The 25012-nt window shown below is 48.7% G+C and carries 18 protein-coding genes; 11 read left to right on the forward strand and 7 right to left on the reverse strand.

Annotated features, from left to right (window positions below; genetic code table 11):
• The first annotated feature begins 24 nt into the window (after positions 1-24).
• Positions 25-1173: an MBL fold metallo-hydrolase gene (locus tag ACO05E_RS02345; protein ID WP_419811393.1), complete on the forward strand. Its 1149-nt coding sequence runs from the start codon at positions 25-27 to the stop codon at positions 1171-1173.
• A 71-nt stretch (positions 1174-1244) separates the two neighbouring features.
• Here ACO05E_RS02345 and ACO05E_RS02350 read toward each other — a convergent pair whose 3' ends face one another.
• Complete coding sequence (locus ACO05E_RS02350) at positions 1245-3629, reverse strand: hypothetical protein (RefSeq protein WP_419811394.1); 2385 nt, start codon at positions 3627-3629, stop codon at positions 1245-1247.
• A gap of 324 nt (positions 3630-3953) precedes the next feature.
• Here ACO05E_RS02350 and pgm point away from each other — a divergent pair, with 324 nt between their 5' ends.
• From pgm to ACO05E_RS02365, 3 genes are all read left to right on the forward strand, one after another.
• A complete protein-coding gene (pgm, locus tag ACO05E_RS02355) occupies positions 3954-5546 on the forward strand; it encodes a phosphoglucomutase (alpha-D-glucose-1,6-bisphosphate-dependent) (protein ID WP_419811395.1) in 1593 nt (530 codons plus the stop codon).
• A 94-nt stretch (positions 5547-5640) separates the two neighbouring features.
• Complete coding sequence (locus ACO05E_RS02360) at positions 5641-6816, forward strand: NnrS family protein (RefSeq protein ID WP_419811396.1); 1176 nt, start codon at positions 5641-5643, stop codon at positions 6814-6816.
• A 351-nt stretch (positions 6817-7167) separates the two neighbouring features.
• Entirely contained in the window at positions 7168-8112 is a 945-nt protein-coding gene (locus ACO05E_RS02365) for a GGDEF domain-containing protein (RefSeq protein WP_419811398.1), read from the forward strand.
• A gap of 51 nt (positions 8113-8163) precedes the next feature.
• Here the strand turns inward: ACO05E_RS02365 and ACO05E_RS02370 are convergent, their stop codons facing one another.
• Together ACO05E_RS02370 and ACO05E_RS02375 are read right to left on the reverse strand one after the other, a co-directional pair.
• Positions 8164-9972 (reverse strand): acyl-CoA dehydrogenase C-terminal domain-containing protein, encoded by a 1809-nt coding sequence (locus tag ACO05E_RS02370; RefSeq protein ID WP_419811399.1) that lies wholly within the window; start codon positions 9970-9972, stop codon positions 8164-8166.
• A gap of 230 nt (positions 9973-10202) precedes the next feature.
• Positions 10203-11924 carry an AMP-binding protein gene (locus ACO05E_RS02375; protein WP_419811400.1) on the reverse strand — a complete coding sequence of 574 codons (1722 nt, stop codon included), beginning with the start codon at positions 11922-11924 and terminating at the stop codon, positions 10203-10205.
• A gap of 214 nt (positions 11925-12138) precedes the next feature.
• Between ACO05E_RS02375 and ACO05E_RS02380 the strand changes: the two genes are divergently transcribed.
• From ACO05E_RS02380 to ACO05E_RS02400, 5 genes are all read left to right on the forward strand, one after another.
• Positions 12139-13188: an AraC family transcriptional regulator ligand-binding domain-containing protein gene (locus tag ACO05E_RS02380; protein ID WP_419811401.1), complete on the forward strand. Its 1050-nt coding sequence runs from the start codon at positions 12139-12141 to the stop codon at positions 13186-13188.
• Positions 13189-13412: 224 nt separating this feature from the next.
• Entirely contained in the window at positions 13413-14537 is a 1125-nt protein-coding gene (locus ACO05E_RS02385) for an FIST signal transduction protein (protein WP_419811402.1), read from the forward strand.
• Positions 14538-14539: 2 nt separating this feature from the next.
• On the forward strand, positions 14540-16459 hold the full coding sequence (locus ACO05E_RS02390; RefSeq protein ID WP_419811403.1) for a putative bifunctional diguanylate cyclase/phosphodiesterase: 1920 nt from the start codon (positions 14540-14542) through the stop codon (positions 16457-16459).
• A 47-nt stretch (positions 16460-16506) separates the two neighbouring features.
• Complete coding sequence (locus tag ACO05E_RS02395) at positions 16507-16989, forward strand: hypothetical protein (RefSeq protein ID WP_419811404.1); 483 nt, start codon at positions 16507-16509, stop codon at positions 16987-16989.
• Between the two features lie 42 nt (positions 16990-17031).
• Positions 17032-17571 (forward strand): YaeQ family protein, encoded by a 540-nt coding sequence (locus ACO05E_RS02400; protein WP_419811405.1) that lies wholly within the window; start codon positions 17032-17034, stop codon positions 17569-17571.
• 12 nt (positions 17572-17583) lie between these two features.
• On the opposite strand, the gene ACO05E_RS02405 is transcribed toward ACO05E_RS02400, so the two are convergent.
• Together ACO05E_RS02405 and ACO05E_RS02410 are read right to left on the reverse strand one after the other, a co-directional pair.
• Positions 17584-18795 (reverse strand): hypothetical protein, encoded by a 1212-nt coding sequence (locus ACO05E_RS02405; protein ID WP_419811406.1) that lies wholly within the window; start codon positions 18793-18795, stop codon positions 17584-17586.
• A gap of 32 nt (positions 18796-18827) precedes the next feature.
• Positions 18828-19970, reverse strand: a complete 1143-nt coding sequence (locus ACO05E_RS02410; protein WP_419811407.1) for a 1-acyl-sn-glycerol-3-phosphate acyltransferase — start codon at positions 19968-19970, stop codon at positions 18828-18830.
• Positions 19971-20091: 121 nt separating this feature from the next.
• On the opposite strand from ACO05E_RS02410, the gene ACO05E_RS02415 reads away from it, so the two are divergent.
• Entirely contained in the window at positions 20092-20493 is a 402-nt protein-coding gene (locus ACO05E_RS02415) for a hypothetical protein (protein WP_419811408.1), read from the forward strand.
• 21 nt (positions 20494-20514) lie between these two features.
• Here the strand turns inward: ACO05E_RS02415 and ACO05E_RS02420 are convergent, their stop codons facing one another.
• Positions 20515-22626 (reverse strand): response regulator, encoded by a 2112-nt coding sequence (locus tag ACO05E_RS02420; RefSeq protein WP_419811409.1) that lies wholly within the window; start codon positions 22624-22626, stop codon positions 20515-20517.
• A gap of 47 nt (positions 22627-22673) precedes the next feature.
• Complete coding sequence (locus tag ACO05E_RS02425; protein WP_419811410.1) at positions 22674-23219, reverse strand: helix-turn-helix domain-containing protein; 546 nt, start codon at positions 23217-23219, stop codon at positions 22674-22676.
• 226 nt (positions 23220-23445) lie between these two features.
• On the opposite strand from ACO05E_RS02425, the gene ACO05E_RS02430 reads away from it, so the two are divergent.
• Complete coding sequence (locus tag ACO05E_RS02430; RefSeq protein ID WP_419811411.1) at positions 23446-24939, forward strand: response regulator; 1494 nt, start codon at positions 23446-23448, stop codon at positions 24937-24939.
• Positions 24940-25012 lie beyond the last annotated feature (73 nt).

Below are 25012 nucleotides of genomic sequence, written 5' to 3' on the forward strand. Positions count from 1 at the left end.
TTGATCGCAACAGGTGGAATCATTATGTTAACAGCCCTTTTTGCTGGTTGTGCCAGCTACCCTCATTCATCGGAGCAAACCATCAGCCGGATTGAAGCCTCCCCTCAATTCCGCGATGGTAAATTCCGTAATAACAAAGAGTTCGATCTATACAATCCGGGAAAAATGTGGGATGGCATCAGTGAGGCGTTATTTAATAAACATCCGCTATCTGTACCCCAGCAAGATATTCCTTTGTCGCCACTTAAATTGCAGGATTTTGAGCATCAGCCCGACCAAGCGTTGCGTTTTGTAAAACTGGGCCATTCGTCATTATTAATTGAAATCAGCGGTCAATTTATTCTCACTGATCCGTTTTTTTCAGAACGTGCGTCACCCGTGCAATGGGCCGGGCCAAAGCGTTTTCATCCGTTACCGTTTGATATGGCAGATTTTCCGGATATTGAAGCCGTCGTTATTTCTCACAACCATTACGACCACCTGGATTATCAGAGCATTCAGCAATTAAAAGATAAAACTCAGCATTTTGTGGTGCCGTTAGGCATTGGTGATACGCTCAGAGGATGGGGGGTCGCAGCGGATAAAATTACTGAGCTGGACTGGTGGGAGAAAAAAGTACTCGGTTCGGTCGAATTAATTTCAACACCCGCGCAACATTTCTCCGGCCGTGGTATTCGTGACTCAGCGCAAACGCTCTGGAGTTCCTGGGTGATTCGGGACTCAAAAAACTCTGTGTTTTTTAGCGGCGATACTGGCTATTTTGATGGCTTTAAAGAAATTGGCAAACGATACGGGCCGTTTGATTATGCCTTTATGGAGTGTGGTGCTTATAACGAAAAATGGGCCGATGTGCATATGTTACCGGAACAAACACTACAAGCATTTCAGGATATAAACGGTAAAACCCTGGTGCCGGTTCATAACGGTACGTTTGATCTGGCAACTCACGCCTGGTATGACCCTTTAAAAGAAATCAGCTTACTATCAGAAAAACATCAGGTCTCATTAATGACGCCCAAAACAGGTCAGGTGATCTTGCACAACAGCCAAACCGGCGAGGCCATTTCCAATGAAGCAATCAGTCAGCAGTGGTGGCAATCTATGATAGAAACGGCCTGGCAGGATAAAGAAATTAAGCAACGGGATGAGAAGTATTACCGCAAGTACTTATAAAAAAATATAAAATAGCAGCACGTTAAAGAATACCGGTTAATATTACTATTAACCGGTATTTTTCTTTGCTACTACTCCGCAATCATCACCCATTCGTTGGTTAATTCATCCATCATCAACACCACATCGGCATTATCACAGCTGGTATAAATCAGCTGTTTTTGGCTATCCACAGAGATACCCTGAATGCGTTCAGCCCAAGAGTTGGTTGAGGTAATTTCATCCTGAATTAATGCTTCACGAGCGCCCGTTGTCAGATTCACTTTTACCAAAGCCGATATCGAATTATCACCAACGTAAGCGTATTGACCATCAGAAGAAAGAGCGATAGATTCCGGGTCACTGAAACGTAATGCATTGCCATCATCCGGTGTTGTGGCATCGGTAATAACCGTTATTTTATTGGTTGTTAAATCCAGCTGATACACACCGGCATTACTACCGTCATCGGTGATATAAACCGTTTTTTTATCGGCTGAAATGGCGACATTTTCCGCTTCAAAATCACCGCTCAAATTCACCAGGGCCGTCAGGTCGACATCAATCAAAGTACGCATACCAGTAGTGATATCCGTGCGATAAAACTGTGACGGAGAGCTGGTATCATCGACCACAATACTGGTGTTGTTATCCAGCCTTAACCAACCCCATGGGCGATCTAGCTCACTGCCGGTATCCAACGTACTGTCGGTGATCACGGTTGGGCTGCCATCAGCAACCGAAAATGCCGTTGCATAACCAATACGATCACTGTTACTTGGGTTGATGTATCCGGTGACGACCACGGCTGACAATGGCTCATCAAATATCATCGACTCGATATAATTACCGCCAGCACCGGCACCAATATCTTCGGCTAATAAGGTTCTTTCCCCGCTTGCCAGGTTCAGGCGCAGAATATTTTCGTCATCGTCTTCCAGATACAAATGCTGATTGGTCTGATCCAGTGCGTTGCGATTTAAATCTTCAAAGGTACTGGTCAGTCCGGTAATGCTGGTCGCCAGATTTTCTGATAATTCCGAGTAACGCTGCTCCGCCACATTAATCGCAAATACCGATCGCTGCTGCTCTGCCACGGTGAACAAGGTATCACTAGTAGCTGAGTACGTCAGATAACCAAAATTGCTACTCAGTTGAGTAATATCCGTTTGAGTGCCGCTTTCGATTAATAACGTGGCATTCCCGTTATTAAGATCAATACGGTAAATTGCGTCGCCATCATCGAATGCTAATTCATACAAATAAGCAGTATCGCTGTCTTTTAAAACAATACGTCCTAATTGATTCCACTCATCTTTTGCTGAGGCAATCACAGTACGTGCACCTACAGTACCATTGGTATCCAGATTCACCGCCAGTATCTGCTCGTCATTACCTATGCCACTGCCTTTATCGCTGACAATCAGGCGTTGGTTATCACTATCCAATGCCAGCGCCAGACCATTTTCGATATTGATGGAGCCATTATTAGGCAACGGAATAACCGTCACAGAAAACGGATTATCTGTATTGGGCACAGTATTCGAGGAAATCAGGGTTTGTTCGCCCGGGTTAGTGTTCAGGTCGACGGTATAAATATTCGCACCACTCGATAGAATTAAACGCTGGTTCGCCGCATCGTGCACCATACTCTCGGCATTACGGAAATTATCCTGCCCCGCAACATCCGGGCTGGAGATCAGAGTACGTACACCGGTTGTCAGGTTAACGGCCAACACTGCGCCAAAACTGCCATTACTGATGCCATTAACGTTTCTGGAAACCAGATACATCAGACTTTCATCCTGACTCAGAGCGATGGCACTGACATTACCAAAATAAAAATCCTGATTCGGGAATTCGGTACTGGAGACAACTGAACGTGCACCATTAGTCGTATCAATTTTTAATAGTTGACGGCGATCCACATCAAAAACATACAAGGTGTTGCCATCACGGCTTACCGCAACCTGTTGAGGGTCATACAATAACTCGTTCGATTCAATTTGCCCCAACGTCAGCTGCTGAGTTTGCTCACCTTCGGCAACGGTTGCCTGTAAGGTATTTAAACCCGGAGTTAATGCTACTTTTACCTGCCAGTTGGCAAAATTGTCGTTGCTGCTGGCCAGCACACCATTCACTCGAATGTCAGTAATCTGATCACAATTACTCTGCCCGCGCAGGGTAATCTCATCCGATAAAGTGGCACTGTAAGCAGCGGGGAAAATTAACTGAGACTGCTGACCACACAATACAACCGGGTCGGGTGTCGTTGTATCGGGTGTCGTCGGATCAGAAGGCGTAGTTGTATCTGGAGTCGTTGTATCAGGAGTTGTTGTATCCGGGTCTGACGATCCTCCGCCTCCGGAGCCTCCACAACCCGTTAATAGCGTGAGCCCGGTTAACGCACCTGCCAGAATCAGAGTGGGCTTCATAACAGCAGAGGTTATAGCAATGGGCTTTATAGATAGGGCCATTTACGATGCTCCTTGAGAACGAGTCAGCTTTTATTCTTATATTTTCATTAAACCAGCTTTTAATACTGGTGCAAATGGCACATCTGTCAGGCGAGCAGGCTGTTGAAAAACTACTTACGTTGCCATAACTTCGTTAAAAATCAGCTCAAAATGCTCATTTATTACCTATAAACTGCGCGTTTTCGCTAATTTTTGCCTTGTTCTGACTGCCTCAGAAACATTTTTCAACGGCCTGCTAGATCTTCGCTCACAAGACTTTCTCATCAGATTGTAAGAAAATGCAGCGATCATTTTCTTTTCAGTTGCAGTTAACAAGGAATAACCATGTTTAACGATTCGGTTCTCGCCCTCTTTTCCGCCACATCCATCGACGGAGAAGCGTTAAAACCCGTTAAGTTTGGTACCTCAGGACACCGTGGTACATCATTAAAAGGAAGTTTTAACGAACACCATATTCTGGCGATTGCTCAGGCGGTGGTGGATTACCGCCATGACAATGGCATTAATGGCCCACTGTTTGTTGGTCGCGATACTCACGCTTTATCAAAGCCTGCCTGGGAAATTGTGGTGCAGGTATTAGCCGCCAATCAGGTCGATGTGCGCATTGCGAAGGATAATGAAGTCACCGCCACACCACTGGTGAGCCACGCGATTCTGACGGCCAATGCTCACGCCACATCGGATACCCAAGCAGCGGCTAAAGCCGACGGCATAATTATCACACCGTCTCACAATCCACCGGAAGACGGCGGTATCAAATACAATACACCGGATGGTGGCCCGGCGGGTGGTTCGGTAACCGGCTGGATTGAAGACCGGGCTAATCAATATCTGCAAGCTGGCTGTACTGAGGTCAAACGTATTTCATCTGAGCAGGCTTTGGCTCAGGCCAGTACTTATGACTTTGTGGGTATTTATGTTGATGACCTGAAGCGTGTGATCAATTTAGACGCCATCACCAACAGCACACTGAAGCTGGGAGCCGATCCAATGGGCGGCACCGCCTTGCCGATCTGGAAAAAACTGGCTGAGAATCCGGCCTTCAATCTGAAGGTAGTCAACGACCAGATTGATGAGTCGTTTGCCTTTATGCCGCCGGATCACGATGGTCGTATCCGTATGGACTGCTCCAGTACCGCCGCCATGGCTAACCTGCTGGATATTCGTGATCAGTTTGATCTGGCATTTGGTAATGACCCGGATGCCGACCGCCACGGTATTGTTGATGCCTCAGGTCTGATGAACCCCAACCACTATTTATGCGTGTGTGTCGATTACCTGATGAAGCATCGTCCGCAGTGGTCGAATGAACTCAAAATCGGTAAAACTCTGGTAACGTCTTCCATGATGGATCGGGTCGTGGCGGCCAATGAACGTGCTTTGTACGAAGTTCCGGTTGGCTTTAAGTGGTTTGTGCAGGGGTTATACCAGAGCGAACTCGCCTTTGGTGGTGAGGAAAGCGCAGGAGCCAGCTTATTAACACTGGATGGCCAGCCCTGGAGCACCGATAAAGACGGCATTGTGCTGTGCTTGTTGGCGGCAGAAATCACCGCCGTGACCGGTTTAACGCCATCGCAGTATTACGCCAGCCTGGTTGAACAACACGGCAACCCTCACTACAAGCGGGTTGATGCGCCAGCCACCCCAGAACAAAAAGCCGCCTTCAATCAACTCACGGCTGACAAAGTGACAGAAAGCGAATTAGCCGGGTCGGCCATTACTTCGGTTCATACTCACGCCCCGGGCAACAGCGCCGCCATTGGTGGCCTGAAAGTCTGCACCGAACACGGCTGGTTTGCGGCACGCCCAAGTGGCACCGAAGATATTTATAAAATCTACGCAGAAAGCTTCCAGGGTGAAGATCATCTACACTTACTGATTACAGAAGCTCAAACACTGTTGAATCAGGTTTTATAATCGGTTTATTGCCCCCTTCGGGCCTGAATAAACCGTCAGGTCCGGAGTAAAGTGGTTGAAAACCGTATCAGACTATCAATTTTCCGTATGGCACATGGCCTTTCGCCCCTTCTTCCTAGGCGCTAGCCTGTATGCGGTGATTGCTCTTTCGCTGTGGGGACTGTCACTAATAGATGTCTCTCCGGGCTTTCAGCCACAAGGGGGCTGGTCAGCCTGGAGTGCCCATGAAATAGTTTTTGGGATGATTCAGGGGGTGGTGATTGGTTTTCTGCTCACCACGTCGCGCAACTGGACCAAGCTCTCAGATCCCACCCTGCAATCTGTTCGGTTAATTTTTATCACCTGGCTGAGTGCCAGAATCGCCTGGCTCTGGGCCGATATGCCACACGGCCTGCTGGCTTTGCTGGATATCGCCACTCCCATACTGGCGGCACATAGCCTGGCACGAACCCTGATGGCTGGAGAACAAGCCTCCGGCGAAGATAATCAGGGCCATAACTGGCCTTTTGTGATGGTATTGCTGGTGTTTGCACTGGCTCAGGGCCTGTACCATTTTCTGCTCTACCAGCAATCAGCCTATGTCGATACGCTGCAAAAGATTGCTGTTTTACTGATGATGGCCATGGTGCTCTGGATCAGTAACCGCGCCTTGCCCTTTTTTACTCATGTGCGCCTGTCAGTGCCATTGCCGCTCTTGCCGCCACGGTTAAAGGTGTTGAGCATGAGCCTTACCTGGCTGCTGGTACCCTGCTATTTATTACACGCCCTGCTGAAACCGCTGAGTTTTTCACAAGCAGCTGAGGCGGTCGCCTACCTGACGACCGCCGTTGCCGCCTTAGCTGCGCTAAGTCAGCTGAACTTGTTTCGTTTGTTTTATCGCTCAGGAGTACTGAGCGAGCCGATGCTATGGTCAATCTATAGTGCCTACCTGTGGATGCTGGCTGGGTTACTGATGCTGTCGCTGAGCTTCTGGTACTCACTTCCCTGGCTGCATACTGTTCTGGTGGGGCTATTTATTATGGTATTCAGCATGATGGCGCGAGTCAGCATGGGTTATACCGGGCGCGAAGTCACCGCCTTGCCCGGTATCACTCTGTCATTTTGGCTACTGCAGCTGGCTGGGCTCTCACGCGTTGCCGCTAATTGGGCAACACATCCCGAGCCATTGTATTTACTCGGCATCGTTTGCTTATTGATTCCGATGATGATTTTCCTGCGTCACTACCTGCCCATCCTGTTGAACCCGCGAGTGGATGGCAAACCATTCTGACAGCGGCAACGTCTGATTCACCCGAGCGGCAATCCAGCGGCAAATATTGTTGCCGCTTCACATATTCTTTCCTCTTTAACAGCTATTATCATTCGTATCTGAATAGATCTGCCCTTAGGATGTCAGCTTAGACAGGTCAACTTCGCCATTTTATTGCCACCACTTACTAATCATTAAGTCATTTTATTGGCTAAAACCTTTTTCTGAGTTTTGCCAAATAACCATCATTTGTATGAAAAATCTATACGTCCGCCATAAATCATTGTTTTTAAAGGGTTTTTATTTGTAAAAAATACTGGCACAGAAATCGCTTTATCCAATTTAAGTATTTTTACCCCTATGAGGTAGCTCATGGTGAGTCCTTTACACAGCAATGGTCGTGCGCAGTTACGAGAAGAAAAAGCCGTAACCTCAATTGGCGATCTTGCCCTGAAACCTGATTTACGCCCGGAACTGCTGTTAAAGCTATCAGGCAAGCTGCAGACCACACTGGAATTGTCTCAGCTGTTGGAAATTTTCTATGAAGAGATTCAGCATGCCGTTCTGGTGGATGGCTTAACCTTTACCCATTCAGCCAACAACCTGCTGATCAGCGAGGGAAAAAACTCACCCCATTCCGTGAGCTATCGCCTGCAGACACAGCAAGACTATATGGGTGATTTAACCTTTCACCGTTCGACTCGCTTCCGCGAACATGAGCTGGCGAATCTGGAAGGGTTATTAACCACACTGGTTTACCCGATGCGCAACGCATTGCGTTATTACGAAGCATTAGCGGCCGCCTTCCGTGACCCGTTAACCGGTGCTGGCAATCGTGTTGCGCTGGATAAAACCCTGAGTCGAGAAGTGGAACTGGCGAAACGTCATGGCCAGCAATTGTCGGTACTGATGATTGATCTCGATTATTTTAAACAGGTAAACGACGAGTTTGGTCACAGCATGGGTGATAAGGTACTGAAAGACGCCGCCAGTTGTATGACCGCCTGTATTCGCCAAACGGATATGTGCTTCCGCTACGGCGGTGAAGAATTTCTGGTGATGTTATCCAGCGCTGATCAGGCGGGTGCACTGCGTATTGCCGAGCGTATTCGTATGAGCATTGGTGATCTGAGGTTTGAAAACGCCAAAGGCAAGCTGCAAGTCACTACCAGTATTGGTTGTGCCACCTTGCGCGGCATTGATACCACAGAATCTCTGGTACATCGTGCTGACAATGCCCTGTATGAAGCCAAAAATGGCGGTCGTAACCGGGTCATCAGTGACGCCGATACCGCCTTTGCGGAGTTGGAAAAGTAACCTGGCTTTAACTTCCCTCCTCCCCCAATATCGGGGGAGGACAGATTCACTTCAGTCCAAAAAAGAAAAGTGCTCTTCTTTTATTTGCATTAACGATTTTGGATCCCGCACCATCATACTGGCGTGTGCCTTAGCACGCGGTAAAATACGTTTGTAATAAAACTCAGCCAGCTGAATTTTTGCTGTATAAAATTCGGCGTCACCGTCACCGGATTCCAGTTTCTGATACGCGGTTTCAGCCATCATTGCCCAGTAATACGACATTGAGATATAGCCGGCATACATCAGATAATCCACCGATGCAGCACCGACCATATCGCGGTTTTTTGAGGCCTTAAAAGCAATACGATAATTATAAAGCTTCCAGGCCAGCATATTACGCTTTAATTTGCGGATCATTTTTTTCATTTCCGGGCGTTTTGTACGACGGGTAAACGCCTTCACCTGTTGGGCAAAGTGATCGTACGCTTTAAACTTACCCAGCAGCATTTTTCGTCCTAATAAATCCAGCGCCTGAACGCCGGTTGTGCCTTCATAGAGTTTTGATATTTGCGCATCGCGTACAATCTGCTCCATGCCCCACTCTTTAATAAAACCGTGCCCACCATAAACCTGCACCCCATGGTTGGCGGCTTCATATCCCAGCTCAGTCAGAAAAGCTTTAAGAATCGGGGTCAGAAAACCTAATTCATCATCGTACTGGTCATATAATGACTGATCACCCCGGGTGTGGGCTGCCATCATTAAATCAGCCAGACGAGCGGCGTGATAAATCATCGCCCGCCCACCTTCGGCAATCGCTTTCTGGGTTAATAACATGCGGCGCACGTCCGGGTGCACCATCAAGGTATCGGCAACCTGATCCGGGTCTTTGCTGCCGCTCAGAGAGCGCATTGAGCGGCGTTCTTTGGCATAAGGCAAGGCTCCCTGAAAAGATAATTCCGCCGATGCCAATCCCTGAATAGAGGTGCCGATACGTGCAGTATTCATAAAGGTGAACATACACATCAGCCCTTTGTTTTCCGGGCCGATTAAAAAACCTTTAGCGCCATCAAAGTTCATCACACAGGTGGAGGAGCCATGAATACCCATTTTTTCTTCAATGGCACCACAGCTGACCAGATTACGTTCACCCAGCGAGCCATCTTCATTCACGTTAAATTTCGGCACAATAAATAATGAGATACCTTTGGTTCCCTCAGGAGCATCCGGCAACCGTGCCAGTACAATATGAATAATATTGTCCGCCAGATCATGCTCGCCCGATGAAATAAATATTTTCTGACCCGTGATGGCATAAGCGCCATCAGCCGTTGGTTCCGCTTTGGTTTTTACCTGACCCAGATCCGTTCCGCACTGAGCTTCGGTAAGGCACATAGTGCCGCTCCAGCGCCCTTGTGATAGCGGTATAAAAAAGGTTTGTTTCTGCGCTTCACTACCATGCAGAAAAATAGTGTTCATTGCACCTAACGAAAGTCCGGGATACATTCCCCAGGGCCAGTTGGCGGTGCCAATCATTTCCGACTTCGCAATCGACAACGACATCGGTAGCCCCTGACCACCATACTCAACCGGTGTCGACATCGACTGCCAGCCATTTTCAACATACAGCTGATAGGCTTGTTTAAAACCGGCAGGGGTCTGCACCTCTCCCCCTTCAAAACGACAGCCTTTATCACCCGTTTGATAAAGTGGAGAAAGAACCTCTTCTGAGAACGACGCCGCCGCATCCAAAATCATATCAACCATGTCCGGAGTGGCTTCTTCACCACCGGGAATTTGCTGATAATGTTGCTGAAACTGATAAACATCATTCATTAAAAACTTAATATCTTTTAACGGTGCTTTGTACTGAATCATAATCAACCTTAAACCATAATAACGATGAGACAGACAGCATTGTTACTCAGCCAGAGACACAGGCCATTGGCTATATGGGCGAGGGCTTTATGTCAGTTCGGTTACTTTGCAGACAATAAGACGTATGGCTCCCACGCTCTGCGTGGGGGCCATATCTGAATTGAGGAAAAGAGAAAGATGAAACAAAAACGCCCGCTAGAAGCGGGCGTTTTATCAGAGGAGCAGACGTATTAAGCCGGTTCAGCTTGCTTTGCAGCTTCTTCGTCTTTTAATTCGCGACGCAGAATTTTACCAACAGGCGTCATTGGTAATTCGTCACGGAATTCAACATAACGCGGAACTTTATAAGCGGTTAATTTATCCCGGCAGTAATTACGGATTTCATCGACGGTGATATCCGGATTACTGGCAACAATAAATAACTTCACCGCTTCACCGGTTTTGTTATCCGCAATACCAATCGCGGCACAGTTTTCAACCGCCGGATGAGCAGCAACCACATCTTCGATTTCGTTCGGGTAAACATTAAAACCAGATACCAGAATCATATCTTTGATGCGGTCTACGATTTTAACAAAACCATCTTCATCAATGACTGCAACATCACCGGTACGGAACCACTTGCCATCCGGAGTAAAAGTTTCGGCGGTAGCTTCCGGGCGATTCCAGTAACCTTTCATCACCTGCGGGCCATTCACACACAATTCCCCACGCTCACCGATTCCAACTTCATTACCCTGATCATCAATACACATCAGCGCAGTACCCGGTACGGCAACACCAACCGTCCCTTGACGCTCAAGACCTGCTGCCGGATTCATACACACCGCTGGAGAACATTCGGTTAAGCCATACGCTTCGGAAATGCCACAACCGGTCAGTTCTTTCCAGCGCTTGGCAGTATCATCCACCAGCGCGGTGCCACCGGATAAGGTAATGCGCAGCTTAGAGAAATCCATACTGCGGAAATCATCATTCCCCATCAGGGATACAAATAAGGTATTCAGACCAATAATGCCGGTCAGCTGATGTGGCTTCATCATTTTGACAAAGGTGTCGGTATCCCGCGGATTGGCAATCAGAATACTGTGATCCCCCATCTCAAACAGGGCCATCAGATGCACAGTGAATGAATAAATATGATACAGCGGTAATGGCGCAACAATTTTAACGCCACCGGCCGGTTTTAACGGATTGCCCTGCTTATCCTGCTGCGACAAGGTGGCACGTGCCTGCATCATATTGGCAACCAGATTACGGTTGGTCAGTTCCGCACCTTTGGCTACCCCGGTGGTGCCACCGGTGTACTGCAACACGATAGTGTCGTGTGGGTTTTTAATGTAGTTGGCTTCAAAGCCCGGGTATTTAGCTCCCTGAGCCAGCGCCTTACGGAAATCCACCGCCTGTGGCAGGCTGTAAGCTGGCACCATTTTTTTAATGTATTTGGCCGCGGCATTAATCAGTGTTCGTTTGGCAAACGGCAACATATCGGCCAGCGATGTCACGATAATATGTTTCAGGCCGGTTTCATCTTTGATGTTTTGTACGGCTCTGGCGAACACATCCATACACACCAGTGCTTTTGCACCCGAGTCGTTAAACTGGTGCTTCATCTCGCGCTCGGTGTACAACGGATTGGTATTGACCACTACCATGCCAGCCCGTAACGCACCGTACATCGCAATCGGGAATTGCAGAATGTTCGGCATCTGAATGGCAATTCGATCACCGGGCTGGAGACTGGTGTGGTTCTGCAGATAAGCAGCAAAAGCCGCACTGTATTCATCAATCTGACGGTAAGTCAGGGTATAACCGATGCTGGTAAATGCCGGGCGATCAGCATAACGCTTAAAAGCGTTTTCGATCACTTCAACAACGGCATCGTATTCATTCAGATTGATTGTGTCAGGCACGCCGGGTGCGCGCTTACCATCCCAGAAAGATGTGTCCACGTGTAGTCTCCCCAATGATTTTTTATAGGAAAAACCTGTTGCTCTGACGTCACTGAGCGGTGAGATAGCACTGAGTTGGTCGGGCAGAAGGTTTAATTGTTTTTTTAATAGACCGAACTATGAAGCAAAGTGTCATTGAGTTAAAGGGGAAATCATGAAATGATTCCGGTCATTACACGCCATAAATCACTCAAAAACCTTACGGCCGTACACCATGTCTGGCAAAACCACACACCCAGCCCGGATTGATACCGAATACCTTGCTCAGCTGATTGAAATGCTGAGTCATCAGGGCATTCACAGCAGCCATCTGGTGATGGGAACCGGGTTAATGGCCTCAACGCTGACCTCATCCCGGGAGAAAATTTCTCCGCTGCAATACCACCAGATCATCGACAATGCACTGCGGCTGACCAACAACCCGCTGCTGGGTCTGGAGCACGGTAAGCGCATGAATATTCACAGTCATGGCTTTCTTGGGTTGACCATGATGGCGGCTGAAACACTGGGGGACGCACTGTCACTGGTCGTACGTTACGCCCGCAGCCAGACGCTGATGGCCGATATCCGTTTTGTTCAGGAAGATGACAGCGCCATTATTCAGATCAACCGGCTGGCGGCGCTACCGGATACCTTCGACTTTGTGGTGCAGAATATTCTCTCGACGCTGGTGACCATCGTTCGTTTCCTGATTCAGCAACATGAAGAACTCACCGCCATGGTGAAACTGACCAGTGCTGCGCAGCGCCCGGAGTTTTGCTACGAGGACGTGCTGGATGTACCTTTTATGTTTGAACAGCCTCATAATCAGCTTTGTATTCCCACATACCTGCTGGATTCTGCGGTATCGACCGCTAATATCCGCGCTCGCCGTAACGCCAAAGCGGAGTGTCTGGCATTATTGGATGAGCTAGATAAAGGTCAGGATCTGGTGAGCCGAATCCGCCGACAGTTACAGCAAAGTGAAGCCTATCCAACATTAATGGTGATGGCGAAGTGTCTCGACTCCAGTCCGAGAACTCTGAATCGCCAACTGGCACAATTAAACACCAGTTATCAGCAGGTGATTGATGAGTCGCGTTGCGAACGTGCCATGACCTGGCTGTCAGCGCCTGATTATTCGGTTGATGATATTGCTCACCGGCTTGGTTATAACGACCCGTCTAATTTTGGCCGTGCTTTTCGCCGCTGGCTGGGGATGTCGCCCCGGGAGTTTCGTAAAAAGACCAAAGAACAGACCGATCAGTTTGTTCCCGAACTGTAGAACTATCACCCTTGTTACGGAATTATCACCCCTGTTGCGGAACTATCACCCCTGCTACGGAACTATAACGCGGGTTCCGGCACTATATAACGTTTGTTCCTGAGCGATGATGAGCTAAGGTTTATAAAACGTTCGATACAACGCCGAGAGGTCTGAATGCATTATTCTTCGTTCCTGAGATGTTTTGATCAGCAGTGCCGTCGATTTGATAACAAGGAGCAAAGATGAGAGTCAGTCAGCATATCTGGCGCGATGGTGTTATGGAGCCAGCACTGCCGGGTGACACCCCCCAGTTAGTTTTGCTCTTTGGTAATCAGGCGGCACGCGACGTGTTACCCGAATTACAACAGCGCTTTCCGGACACCCCACTTGCCGGCTGTTCCACCAGCGGACAAATCGCCAAACGTGGTGTCTGTGATGGCGTGGCAACCATTACCCTGATGTACTTTTCAGATACCCGGATTCAGATGTTCAGCTCTGAAATCCATGACGCTCGGGACAGCCGCACTCAGGCCAGTGAACTGGCACGGCAAGCACAACAAGCGGACTTACAACACCTGATGATTCTGGCCGATGGCCTGTCTATTGATGCTCAGGCTGCGGTACAGGGCATTTCACAAACGTTAGCGCCCTTTAACAATATTTCCGGGGGAGTCGCCGGTGATAACGAACGCTACCAACAAACCTTCACCTATCATCAGCAAGGCATCTCCAGCAAACGGATTATTCTGATTGGCTTTTATGGCGACAAGCTGCAGGTTAATTACGGCTGTTACGGTGGCTGGAAAGCATTTGGTCCGATGCGTTATGTGACCCGTTCGGAAGGTAATCGGTTATACGAGCTGGATGGCCAGAGTGCGCTGGCACTGTACGAGCAGTATCTCGGCGAACATGCCAAAAACCTGCCGGCCTCCGGGCAACGCTTTCCTCTGGGCGTTCGCTATCATGAGCAGGATACGGATCAGGTTGTCTGCACGGTGTTTGGTATCGACCGGGATGACGACTGCCTGATTTTTGCCTTAAACATTCCCGAAGGCGCCATTACACAACTGATGCACGCCAGTATCGACAGTCTGATCGATGGCGCTCAGGTCGCCAGTGAACAGGCCTGCGGCGACTGCAACAGTCAATGTCCGGAATTTGCCCTGCTGGTCAGTTGTATCGGCCGCCGCTCGGTGTTGCAACAAATTGCCGACGAAGAAATCGAAGTCCTGTCAGAAACCCTGTGCAGTGATATCCCTCACAGTGGCTTTTATTCCTACGGGGAGATTGCTCCCATTATGGGAACCGGCCCCTGCAGCCTGCATAACCAGACGATGACAGTTACCACATTCTCTGAGCTGAAATAATCATGCACCGCTTACTGAAACGCCAGCTTAAACGTTATTTACCCGACAGCACGGATCAGCTCAGCGTTAACGACTTATTACAGGCCATTGATCAGGCGTACCAGCAACACGATATTGATCGTGAAATGTTAGAACGTTCGTTACAGCTGACGTCTGAAGAATTGCTGCAACGCAACCAGAAACTACGCGTTAACCTGCAGCAACAGGCTACCTCACAGCAGGCGTTAAAACAGTCTTATCAGATTCTCGACGCCACTCTAAATGCCTCTCAGGAAGGTGTGTTGGTGGTGAATTCTGATGGTTCACCTACGGTATTTAATCAGCGTTATCTGGAGCTGAATCTGCTCAGTCGCGAAGACATGAAAACCATGTCGCTGGCGGATCTGATGAAAAACTCCATGAGCTTAATCACTGAGCCTGAAAAGCTGAGGCATCAGGTTGAATCATTAATGGATAATCCTGGCGAAGCACGCCATGAAGTGTACCGCAGCCATACCGGACGCTGGGTGGAAACTTACGCCTGTAACGACCCGGTGGCCGGTTTTATCTGGATGCTGCGTGACACCACCGAAGTGCGTGAAAAAGAGCAAACCATTGCTCATCAGGCACGCCATGATGCCCTGACCACTCTGCCCAATCGCACCCTGCTGCTGGATCGCATGGAAAATGCCATTCATCGCGCTCAGCGTCAGCAACGTCGTCTGGCCGTGTGTTATCTCGATCTGGATGCCTTTAAAGCCGTCAATGACAGCCTGGGGCATGATGCTGGTGACGTGTTACTGCAACGGGTCAGCCAACGCCTGAAAACCTGCATTCGTGATAGTGACACGTTGGCGCGTATTGGCGGTGACGAATTTGTTATTTTGCTCGACGGCGTGCGCAACCAGGAAGAAGTTCTGTATCTGGCTGAAGGTATGCTGGAAGTCATGGCCGAGCCCATTGTGATTGCCAAGCGGCAGTTTTTTATTGGTGCTTCCATTGGTATTTCAATGTACCCGAATGATGGCACGACCCCGGGTGCATTATTAAAAAATGCCGATATCGCTATGTATCGGGCAAAAGAGAATGGTAAAAACCGCTTCCATTTTTTCACTCCATCGTTAGAACGTATTGCCCAGCATCGTTTGTCGATGGAAACCAATTTACGTAATGCGCTGGAAAATAACGAACTGGATCTGTATTACCAGCCTAAGGTTTTTCTGCAACCTACGGATCAAACCAGTAACATCCCCGTCACCCACAGTTTTGAAGCATTATTACGCTGGCCACAAGCCGATGGCAGTTTTATTCCACCCGACAGTTTTATTCATATTGCTGAAGATGCGGGAATGATTGGCCGCATCAGCGATTGGGTACTGGATAAAGCCGCACGACAGGCAAAACTCTGGCATCAACAGGGATTCAACGCCAACATCAGTATTAATATTTCGCCCAAACAATTTTTAATTCCGGGCTTTGAACAGGACATTGTTAATACCCTGAAAGCGCTGAAAGTGCCGGAACATCTGATTTCTATCGAAATTACTGAAAGCCTGCTGATGCAGGATCTGAATAACGCCCGTCAGGTGCTTAAATATTTCCGCAGCCATGGCCTATCCATTTATCTTGATGATTTTGGTACCGGATTTTCGTCTTTAAATTACCTGAAGAATCTGCCTGTAGATGCGATTAAAATTGACCGTACCTTTGTTAAAGACCTGAGTAGCAGCAATGCCGATCAGGCTATTGCTTCATCAATTATCGCCCTCGGTAAAAACCTCGATATGATGATTGTTGCCGAAGGTGTGGAAACCGCAGAGCAGGCACAGTTTCTGATTAACAGCGGTTGCGATCTGGCTCAGGGTTATTACTATGGCCGACCGTTACCAGCCGATCAGGCTGAACAATTTCTTAACGCCCTGCCCTTGTCAAAAAATGACTGACATCGTACATTCCGCCGGGATTGAATCACTGACAAACGGATCAGACAATGACCGCTGAAAATTCTTCCCAATACCCTCACTTTCTGGCTGTTGACGGCAGTTCCTGGGAGGATGAAGCACAACCGGTTGCTATTGCCTGGTCATTAGCCGATGGCACCATCAAAACCACCCTGATTCAGCCGGAAGATGACTGGCACGACTGGGATTTTGCCTTAGAAGATCTGCACGGTATTAATCAGGAAACCCTCTATCAGCGTGGCGAAACCTGCTGGTCTGTGCTGCGCGAGCTGGAACACGACCTGGAGCAACCGTCAGTGGCCTGTGATGATGCTCCCCGGGTGGAACAATTACTGGAAAAACTCTACGACGCTTGCGGCCGGGATGTCAGCCTGGAAATCAGTGCTTATGCCGACGAGGTACAAAATCCACAGATTATTCGAGAAGTTCGTGAGGATCTGCAACTGTCAGAGCAGATGTGTGATGACCGTGTGCGCCTGATGCTGGAAGTCTGGGCCCGGGAAAATCGTTAAGCGCTCTCTTTATCTACTTGTTCTGCTCTGTGGGGTTTAATCATGGCGTTATCAGCCACTATTTTTAAAGCACAACTGAATATTTCAGACCTGCGCCGTCATCATTATCAGGATTACGCCCTGACACTGGCATTACACCCGTCAGAAACCGAAGAGCGAATGATGATACGGCTGCTGTGCTTTTGTTTATACGCCAGTGACACGCTGGAATTCAGCCGTGGCCTGAGCAACGATGACGAGCCGGATTTATGGCAGAAAAGTCTCAGTGATGAAATTGAGTTATGGCTTGAATTAGGACAACCCGACGAAAAGCGTGTACGTAAAGCCAGTGGTCGCTCACAACAAGTGGTTATTGCTGGTTTTCAGCCGCGTCCCTTTTCAATCTGGTGGCAACAAAATGAAAATAAATTGCAGCGCTTTACTAATGTATCCGTACTGCAATTCAGCGGTTGTGACAACATTGATCAATGGGCACAACGTAATATGAACCTGCAGGTCACCATCGAAGAAGGCAGTATCTGGTTAAGCGATGATAGCAATAGTCTGGAAATTCAATTCCAGACCTTGCAAAGGGCCGGTTAATTGATTGGCCTATTAGTTGGTTGAATCTCCAGCTGGCCACCAATCAATATCATCTTCATCGGCAACACAATCGTCGAAATCGCTGCCAATGTTTTCATTACAGACAATGGCAGACACAATAATTTCAACCTCAGGGTTGCTCTGGCCATCTGTGCTGTTCTGATCATCGGAATTGCTGCCAGCACCAACGACTTCCACATAGCCATCTAATAACAGCATATGCTCATCGTCTTTGGCTTCAGCCAACTCATCACATAAGGTATCGCAGAACAGAGTTTGCCCGCCGTCATATAGCACAATTTTGTTGTCCGAATCGGCATCCGCCAGATCCCGGGCATTTAATACGAATAAAAAGTTATTGCTGCTACCGGTAAATGACTCAGGGTTGGCATCATTCTCTTCTAACCGGGCAGAAATTAACTGACCACCAGCGCTGAGTGTTTTCACCACTTCAATATCGTATTCCTGTCCCCATTGTGGGGTGAAGTCTGAAATGTCCGACGAGGTGGTTTGCAGTAATTCCCAATCGTCGGAGCTGTCAGCACGATACACCAGACATAACCTTGCTTCGGTATAGTTACAGTCACTCTGGAAGTGGCGGATGGTCCAGTCATCGTTACTGATGCCTTCACAATTTTCCGCAAAGTCATCTTCTGCGGCGGCACATAATAACGAAGAGTAGGTCAGCACATTATCACTGGCGGTGAATTCCAGTTGCAGAACCTGGCCCGCGGCAATCGCCCGATCAATATCAGAGCCTTGCTCAGCCGTGGTGCTGAAGCTGATTTCTCCACCTAATGACCAGGAAGTGTTATCAGAGTTTTCGGCACTGAGGATACCGGCCTGAGAATACAGGGTCAGGCTGAAAGCATTGGTGTTGGCGGTAACGGTTTGTTCCGATAAAAAGCGATAGCTGCTGGCATCACCGGAATCATCAAAGGAGGTTTCAACATTAATGGTGTAATCGTTGCCCCATTGGTAACTGCTGAAACCGTTTAGATTTTCAAAGGTCTCGTAGTCGCTGCTACTGCCTTCCTCTTTTACCCGAAAGCATAACCGGGAAGAGGCATCATCACATTGCTGCTTAAAATAGCTCACATCAATGCGTTCATCCTGATCGCTGTAACTCACCCCCAGTTCGCAACCGCTCAGAGTGATGGTCAACAATAATGGAATAAACAGTGATGAAATAAGCCCAGTAACTACAGAGCGGTGTTGCGGCATAATAAAGTCCCTGATTAGCCGCAATCTGAAGATCAGTTTCTGGTGTCTGATAAACAGCCAACGGCATAGTTTGTAAGCATTTGCTGGCGAACCGAATCCGAAACGCCGCTCAGACGTTGCTCCAGTTGCACTTTTTTGTCATCGACCTCGTGACGACGGGTACCCTCAGGCAACGCCAGATCGCTTTCAGGTTGCAGCAGCTCAGCGGCGGCCCAATGAACCGGCCAGATTTCGGCCATGTCCGCTAATTGTTGGTCGATACAGTTGGCCATTGTATCAGCATCCTGCACCTCTGCCTGCGTTAACGGCCGGCCAAAATTCACTTTTACTTTACCTTTACATCCGGTCAGTCCCAGTAAAATGCTGCGCACATCTTCTTCATCTTCTTTCTGATAACTGCCGGTTTGTGCCAGCATCACCAACTCGCGCGCTTTTAGCACATCACACGGATCCCATTCGTATTGAATCGATACTGGTACCGGGTTCAGCTGTTGCATGGTTTCACTGAAGGATTCTTTGCTGCTGCGCCCGTGCAGGGCCAGCATTTTTAAAACCGCCGTATCGGTACGATCAATATTATCTTTTGCCCGCCCTTCACGCTGAGCAATCCAGATCGATTCCCCTTCACTGACAGAGTGACGGATATAAGCCGATAAACGTTGCAGTTCTTTTAATTTCTGCCGGTTATTGTCGATATTACGCTTTACTACAAAGCTTTTGTTCAGCCGCATCACATCGGCCACATCAGGGTTTTCCAACAAATTATCGCCAATGGCGATGCGGCTGGTTGGCCAGCCTGCCAGATGCAGCGAGTAATTGATCATGGTTGGGTCCATGGCAATATCGCGGTGGTTCGAAATCCAGACGTGTGTTTTTTCTGGATCCAGCTGATCCAGACCGCTGACTTCAACCGTGTCGGTGCTCTGCTGTAACAGCTGAGCCACTTTAGGTTCCATCCATAACTGGAAGGCTTCAACCGAATTCAGTCGCTTAAATTGTGACTGCACCAGTGATTTAAACAAAGGTTGCAGCAAAGGCTGTAAGATTCCGGGAGCCTTAGGAAAACGGTATTTCAGTAAGGCCGCCATCATTTCGTCGGATGCCAGCAAACGGTCCAGTGCCGGTTTCACTTCCAGATCATTAAACGGACGAATATCCGCATACAGGTCAGACATATCACTCTCTTTATCGCGCCCTGATTCAGGCCTTTACCCATACCGTGCTCACCACGGTTTATCCTGATTAGTGCTTTAGTATATCCTTGCGCTTCATTACGAGCGAATCAGGTAACACCTTATGGTTGATGTTTGGCAACCCGCCGACCTCACAAACAACACCCCCGACTTGACAGTGCTGCAAAAGCTGGCAACCGCTGCAGCCCAACTGGAACTTCAGGGTGATGTATCAGACTTACTGAACGATCAACAACTGGCATCAGCCCGCAGCTGGATGCAGTTTTCCGAGGAAAACTGGCAAGCCGCTATTGAGCAGCTGAGCAACGATGAACGCCTTCAGCTGGCAACCTTTTACACGGTTGCTGAAGTCAAATTGAGTGGCTTTGAGGCACGGGATAAAAATCCGGCGATCTGGATTTTCCGTTATTTAAAGAAAACTCAGCAGCTTCCGGAAAAAGATTTTATCAAAGCACTCAAGAATAAAACCGATAATCGCTTTATTCCTTATGGCAGTGTGCTCTGATTTCAGAGCGCTTATACAGACTCAGGCCGGTGACAGATGCGTCAGCAGTGCCTGCCTGAGTTCATCAATACGAATGGGTTTGGCCAGATAATCGTCCATACCAGCCGCCAGACACGCTTTTTTCTGTTCCGCCATCACATCCGCCGATAACGCCACAATCACAATGCGTTGGCGACTCTCTAGCCGACGACTTTCTTCATGCCGAATTTGTCGGGTTGCCTCCAGGCCATCCATCTCCGGCATATGGCAGTCCATCAGAATCAGATCAAACGGCTGGGCCTGATACAGCTTAAGCGCTTCTGAGCCGGTAGCGGCCAGCTGTACCTCACATCCGATTTTACTCAGCATCTGAGTCGCCACTTTTTGATTCACCAGATTGTCTTCAGCCAACAGAATTCGTTTTCCCTGCAACACGTCATCCACCTTGTTGTTGCTGTTACCGGTGCGCTGATACTGAGTAACCAGACGCTCCGGCTGCTGATTGTTCTGAGCCAGAGTCAGTAACAGAGAACGTAACCTGTCTTCACTGATTGGCCAGTCCCAGTAACCGTACACGCCGTCTTGCTGTAATTGTTGTTCAACATCCCGGCTGATTGCTTCACTGAAGGTTACCGCCAGCCGGACTCCCTGTTGCATCAGGGGGGCCAGCTGTTTTTTCAGAACGTGATACAAGCGCCAGGAAATTACCAGTACTTGCGGTAACGAGTCTGCTTGTCCTGAACCCCGGATCTGAGCAATCGCCTGCTGAGCATCATCCAGAGATCGGAATTCTTGCAGTGGCATTTGCAAACGACGGGCAACAGATACTAATAAAGCCCGGTTAACCGGCACTTCATCCATCAGCCACAAAGAGTGATTCTGTAACAATTGTGTGTGAGTATCACGTTCGCTGGCACTTATTCGAGGCACAGTCGCCAGTGATAAATCCAGCCAGAAGTTTGAACCAATTTCCGGAGCGCTGACCACACCGACCTGCCCCTGCATCAGTGTCGCCAGGCGTTTACAGATACTCAGCCCCAGTCCCGTTCCTCCCACCATGGAAGATAAGCGCCCGTGAGCAAAGCTGTATTCATCAAACAGATGCATCGCTTTACTGGCCTCAATGCCCAAACCAGTATCTTCAACGGTGAAACGCAGCCCGATTTTCTGCGTTTCGCTGTCTGCCCGAGCACGGCTGTCAGCACACACACCGTTATCAATCCGGACAACCCGCAACAACACATGTCCATGTGCGGTAAATTTAATGGCATTGGTGAGATAATTCATCAGAATCTGGCGGATACGAATGGCATCTCCCACAACGAGCTGTGGCACGTGTTGATCAATAAATGATTGCAGTACCAGCCCCTGCTCTTTGGCTTTGGCCGATACCATGCTCAGTAGATCTTCCACCATCGAGTGCAGATTAAACGATTCTTCTTCAATGGTGAGTTTATCGGCCTCAATTTTTGACAGATCAAGAATATCGTTAACGATGGCTAACAGGTGTTCGGAGGACGTTTGAATAACTTTCAGAAAGCTGTGTTGTTCGGCTGATAATTCCGTTTGTTCCAGCAACGAAGCCATGCCTAATAAGCCATTCATCGGAGTACGGATTTCGTGACTCATGCTGGCCAGAAAGCGGCTTTTGGCAATATTTGCTTCTTCTGCCTGGTCACGTTCCTGTTTCAGGACATTACGGGCTTTTACCTGGGCGGTAATATTGCTGCTGATCGCCAGCAAATTATGCAGTTTGCCGTCGCTGACGATGGGAATCAGCTGATTCGACAGATACAGCGGCTTGCCATCACCTGTCACCAGCTCCACTTCGTATTGCTGGGCTACCCGGGTGCTCATCGCCAGCTGCATTTTTTCACGAAACAATGCAGCCACATCCGGGCGTAAATAAGCTTCACAACGAGTACCAATCACTTGCTGCCTGTCGTATCCCTCTGCCGCGTGGTTCAGGTCAACAATCACACCGTCCGGATCAATTTCGGTAACGATGTCTGGCATCTGATTAAGTAGTAAACGAAACCGGGTACGGTCTGCTTCAACCGTTCTCAGTTGTTTTGATAGCTTTCGGGTGTGAAATATCAGAGAAATCAGCGCCAGCAACAGCACCACTGTCAGGGAAAGCCAAACCAGATTCATTCATGTCCTGCTGTGTCAAAGGGCAACATTCTCAAGCCGCAACATCATTAAGCCGCAACATCACTGGTCAGATGGAGAATCAGTTCTTGTTGATCGGTCGGCCAGTGATAATACAGCCAGGCATGGCTGTTTGCCGCTTCTTTGTTGGCAGGTTTGTCAAAGCACAGGCATAAAATATCCCGCCCTTCGACATCTTTTAATACTTTCTCAACTGACTGGCGGTCTTTGTCTGCTGTGATAGCAATCGCTCCGGGAGACTGCTGAGCAATCATAAAACCAAACTGAATCGGATCAGCAGTGACTTTAACATCCCAGCCAGCCCGACGGACCGCAGCTGATATTTCAATCGAAGTGTCACTGTTATTGGCCAACAGCAACAGAACTTTGCCACCCAACGCTAATTCGTCCGGTACCGGCATATTATTACCTTTCAGAAAGGCAACAAAACTTTCAACCGGAATGCGGTTATCACCCCGTCCCGGCAACTTATAGGCTTCCAGATGGCCGCGCTCAATCCAGCGGATGACTGTGCGGAAATTCACCCCACAGTATTTAGCGACTTCACCTGTTGTTAATGCTTGTTTATCCCTCACCACGAACTCTCAAACTCAGCAGGACATGGGTTCAGTATAGATAGCCTGCCGGCAATGCAAGGTAAAATCCGGTTTAAACATGAAAGCGGTATAAAAACCCGGTTTTCTGTGCAAATTGTTTCTGTAGCAACAGCGCAGCTGATGTACCTGTCGGCATATGGCTTGTTAATTCCGGGGCAGGCCAGCTACAGTAAAGGTTAGGCACTTTGAGGCAATGAGAGCAATTATGCAGTGGAACCTGTTACTGGTAGACGATGAAGCCGATATCCTGCAGACCCTGCGCAGGTTACTACGTTCCGACACACTCACTATTTTTGAAGCCAGCAACGCCAGTGAAGCTCTAGCCATTTTTGAGCAGCACGACATCCACCTGATGGTTACCGACTATAAGATGCCGTTAACGGATGGTTTAACGCTATGCCGTGAAGTACGCCAGCGTTATCCGGCAACGTATCGCATTCTGTTATCCGGCCAGGTGGACTATCCGGTATTACAACAGGCCTGGCGTAACGGTGATGTGCATCGCTTTATCGCCAAACCCTGGGATAATCTGTTGCTGAGCAATGATATTACCGAGGGCCTGAAACAGCACCAGCTGATGCGTAAAGCGCTGTTTTTACGCCACAATGTTCAGGGCGATCAACCTCTGTTACTGACCGACGCCAACTGGGTTATCCGCCTGGCAAATCCTTCAATGTGTGCTGCTTTGGGGGTTGAAGAACCCGACCTGGTTGGTATTAACCTGTTCTCGGCCAATGTGTCTGCTATGCCGTTTGAGCTGGAAGCAGAAATCACCACCCAGGTGGAATCCAGTCATAGCTGGCTGGGGTATTTCAGCTTCCTGCCACAATCCGAACATAAAATCTCAGCCTGGATGGTGGCAACGTCGGTGAGCGAGCACTATCGCGTCTGCTTATGCCGTTTTGTCAGCAAAAATATGCCGCCACCAACCGACTATCAGGAAGAACTGAAACGTTATGCCCGGCCACAACCGCCACAGATACCGGGCAACGGTCTGCAACCCGATAGCCAGCCGGTGAATGATTCATCATCCGCCAACACAAACCCGGATTACAAAACCCAGGATTTCAAAACCACAGCTCTGTTTAACCCCAGTGGCCAGGTCGTGGCGTTAAAAACACCCCATCTCAGCTATGACCAGTCACAATGGCAGGCCTGGATGACTGCCATACTGCAAGCCTGGCAGGATTCGTTCAGTGGTGTACTCACTCTGGTGTACGACGCTCAGCAAGCCGGAGAAAGCAACAACCGGACTTACCTGTCGGCCTTAAAACAGTTGCTCGCTGCATTGGATAACCCAAAAGCCGTTGATCCGGTCATTATTGTTAATGAAAGTCAGCTGCTTGATGACAGCGCTCAGGCACAACAGTTACGCAGCGACTGGCTGCAGGCAGGTTGTCGTTTGTTTGTCGCTAATTTTGGCCGCAGCTTTCTGAACTCACGCCAGATTCCGGCTCTGCCGATTCAGGGCGTGGTATTAGCGCCGGAGTTTCTGCCGAATATGAGCAACAGTAAATCGCTGCCGCAAAGTAAACGGTTATTGCAGCGCATCCATAGTCACCGGTTGCGTATTTATGCGCCGGATATTCATTCCACCGATGCCCTCGCGGCAGCCCACCAAAGCGAGGTTGACTGGCTCAGCGGTGATGTTTTATCTCCGCCATTAAGTGCTGAACAACTCGCCTGGTTTAAAATCTGAATACCAGGGCCTCATAAGCCACAGGATTCACATTTCCCGACACGATAACGCTGTTCATCGCGGGCCGCTGAGT

Source organism: Bacterioplanoides sp., from assembly GCF_965226395.1.
GTDB lineage: Bacteria > Pseudomonadota > Gammaproteobacteria > Pseudomonadales > Oceanobacteraceae > Bacterioplanoides.

What these genes read in the sequence shown, in the direction of transcription:
- ACO05E_RS02370 (WP_419811399.1), bottom strand. Translation starts at nt 9,972, where the DNA reads ATGATTCAGTACAAAGCACCGTTAAAAGATATTAAGTTTTTAATGAAT.
- ACO05E_RS02365 (WP_419811398.1), top strand. Translation starts at nt 7,168, where the DNA reads ATGGTGAGTCCTTTACACAGCAATGGTCGTGCGCAGTTACGAGAAGAA.
- ACO05E_RS02400 (WP_419811405.1), top strand. Translation starts at nt 17,032, where the DNA reads ATGGCGTTATCAGCCACTATTTTTAAAGCACAACTGAATATTTCAGAC.
- ACO05E_RS02410 (WP_419811407.1), bottom strand. Translation starts at nt 19,970, where the DNA reads ATGTCTGACCTGTATGCGGATATTCGTCCGTTTAATGATCTGGAAGTG.
- ACO05E_RS02430 (WP_419811411.1), top strand. Translation starts at nt 23,446, where the DNA reads ATGCAGTGGAACCTGTTACTGGTAGACGATGAAGCCGATATCCTGCAG.
- ACO05E_RS02380 (WP_419811401.1), top strand. Translation starts at nt 12,139, where the DNA reads ATGTCTGGCAAAACCACACACCCAGCCCGGATTGATACCGAATACCTT.
- pgm (WP_419811395.1), top strand. Translation starts at nt 3,954, where the DNA reads ATGTTTAACGATTCGGTTCTCGCCCTCTTTTCCGCCACATCCATCGAC.
- ACO05E_RS02385 (WP_419811402.1), top strand. Translation starts at nt 13,413, where the DNA reads ATGAGAGTCAGTCAGCATATCTGGCGCGATGGTGTTATGGAGCCAGCA.
- ACO05E_RS02395 (WP_419811404.1), top strand. Translation starts at nt 16,507, where the DNA reads ATGACCGCTGAAAATTCTTCCCAATACCCTCACTTTCTGGCTGTTGAC.
- ACO05E_RS02390 (WP_419811403.1), top strand. Translation starts at nt 14,540, where the DNA reads ATGCACCGCTTACTGAAACGCCAGCTTAAACGTTATTTACCCGACAGC.
- ACO05E_RS02420 (WP_419811409.1), bottom strand. Translation starts at nt 22,626, where the DNA reads ATGAATCTGGTTTGGCTTTCCCTGACAGTGGTGCTGTTGCTGGCGCTG.
- ACO05E_RS02415 (WP_419811408.1), top strand. Translation starts at nt 20,092, where the DNA reads ATGGTTGATGTTTGGCAACCCGCCGACCTCACAAACAACACCCCCGAC.
- ACO05E_RS02345 (WP_419811393.1), top strand. Translation starts at nt 25, where the DNA reads ATGTTAACAGCCCTTTTTGCTGGTTGTGCCAGCTACCCTCATTCATCG.
- ACO05E_RS02405 (WP_419811406.1), bottom strand. Translation starts at nt 18,795, where the DNA reads ATGCCGCAACACCGCTCTGTAGTTACTGGGCTTATTTCATCACTGTTT.
- ACO05E_RS02350 (WP_419811394.1), bottom strand. Translation starts at nt 3,629, where the DNA reads ATGGCCCTATCTATAAAGCCCATTGCTATAACCTCTGCTGTTATGAAG.
- ACO05E_RS02360 (WP_419811396.1), top strand. Translation starts at nt 5,641, where the DNA reads ATGGCCTTTCGCCCCTTCTTCCTAGGCGCTAGCCTGTATGCGGTGATT.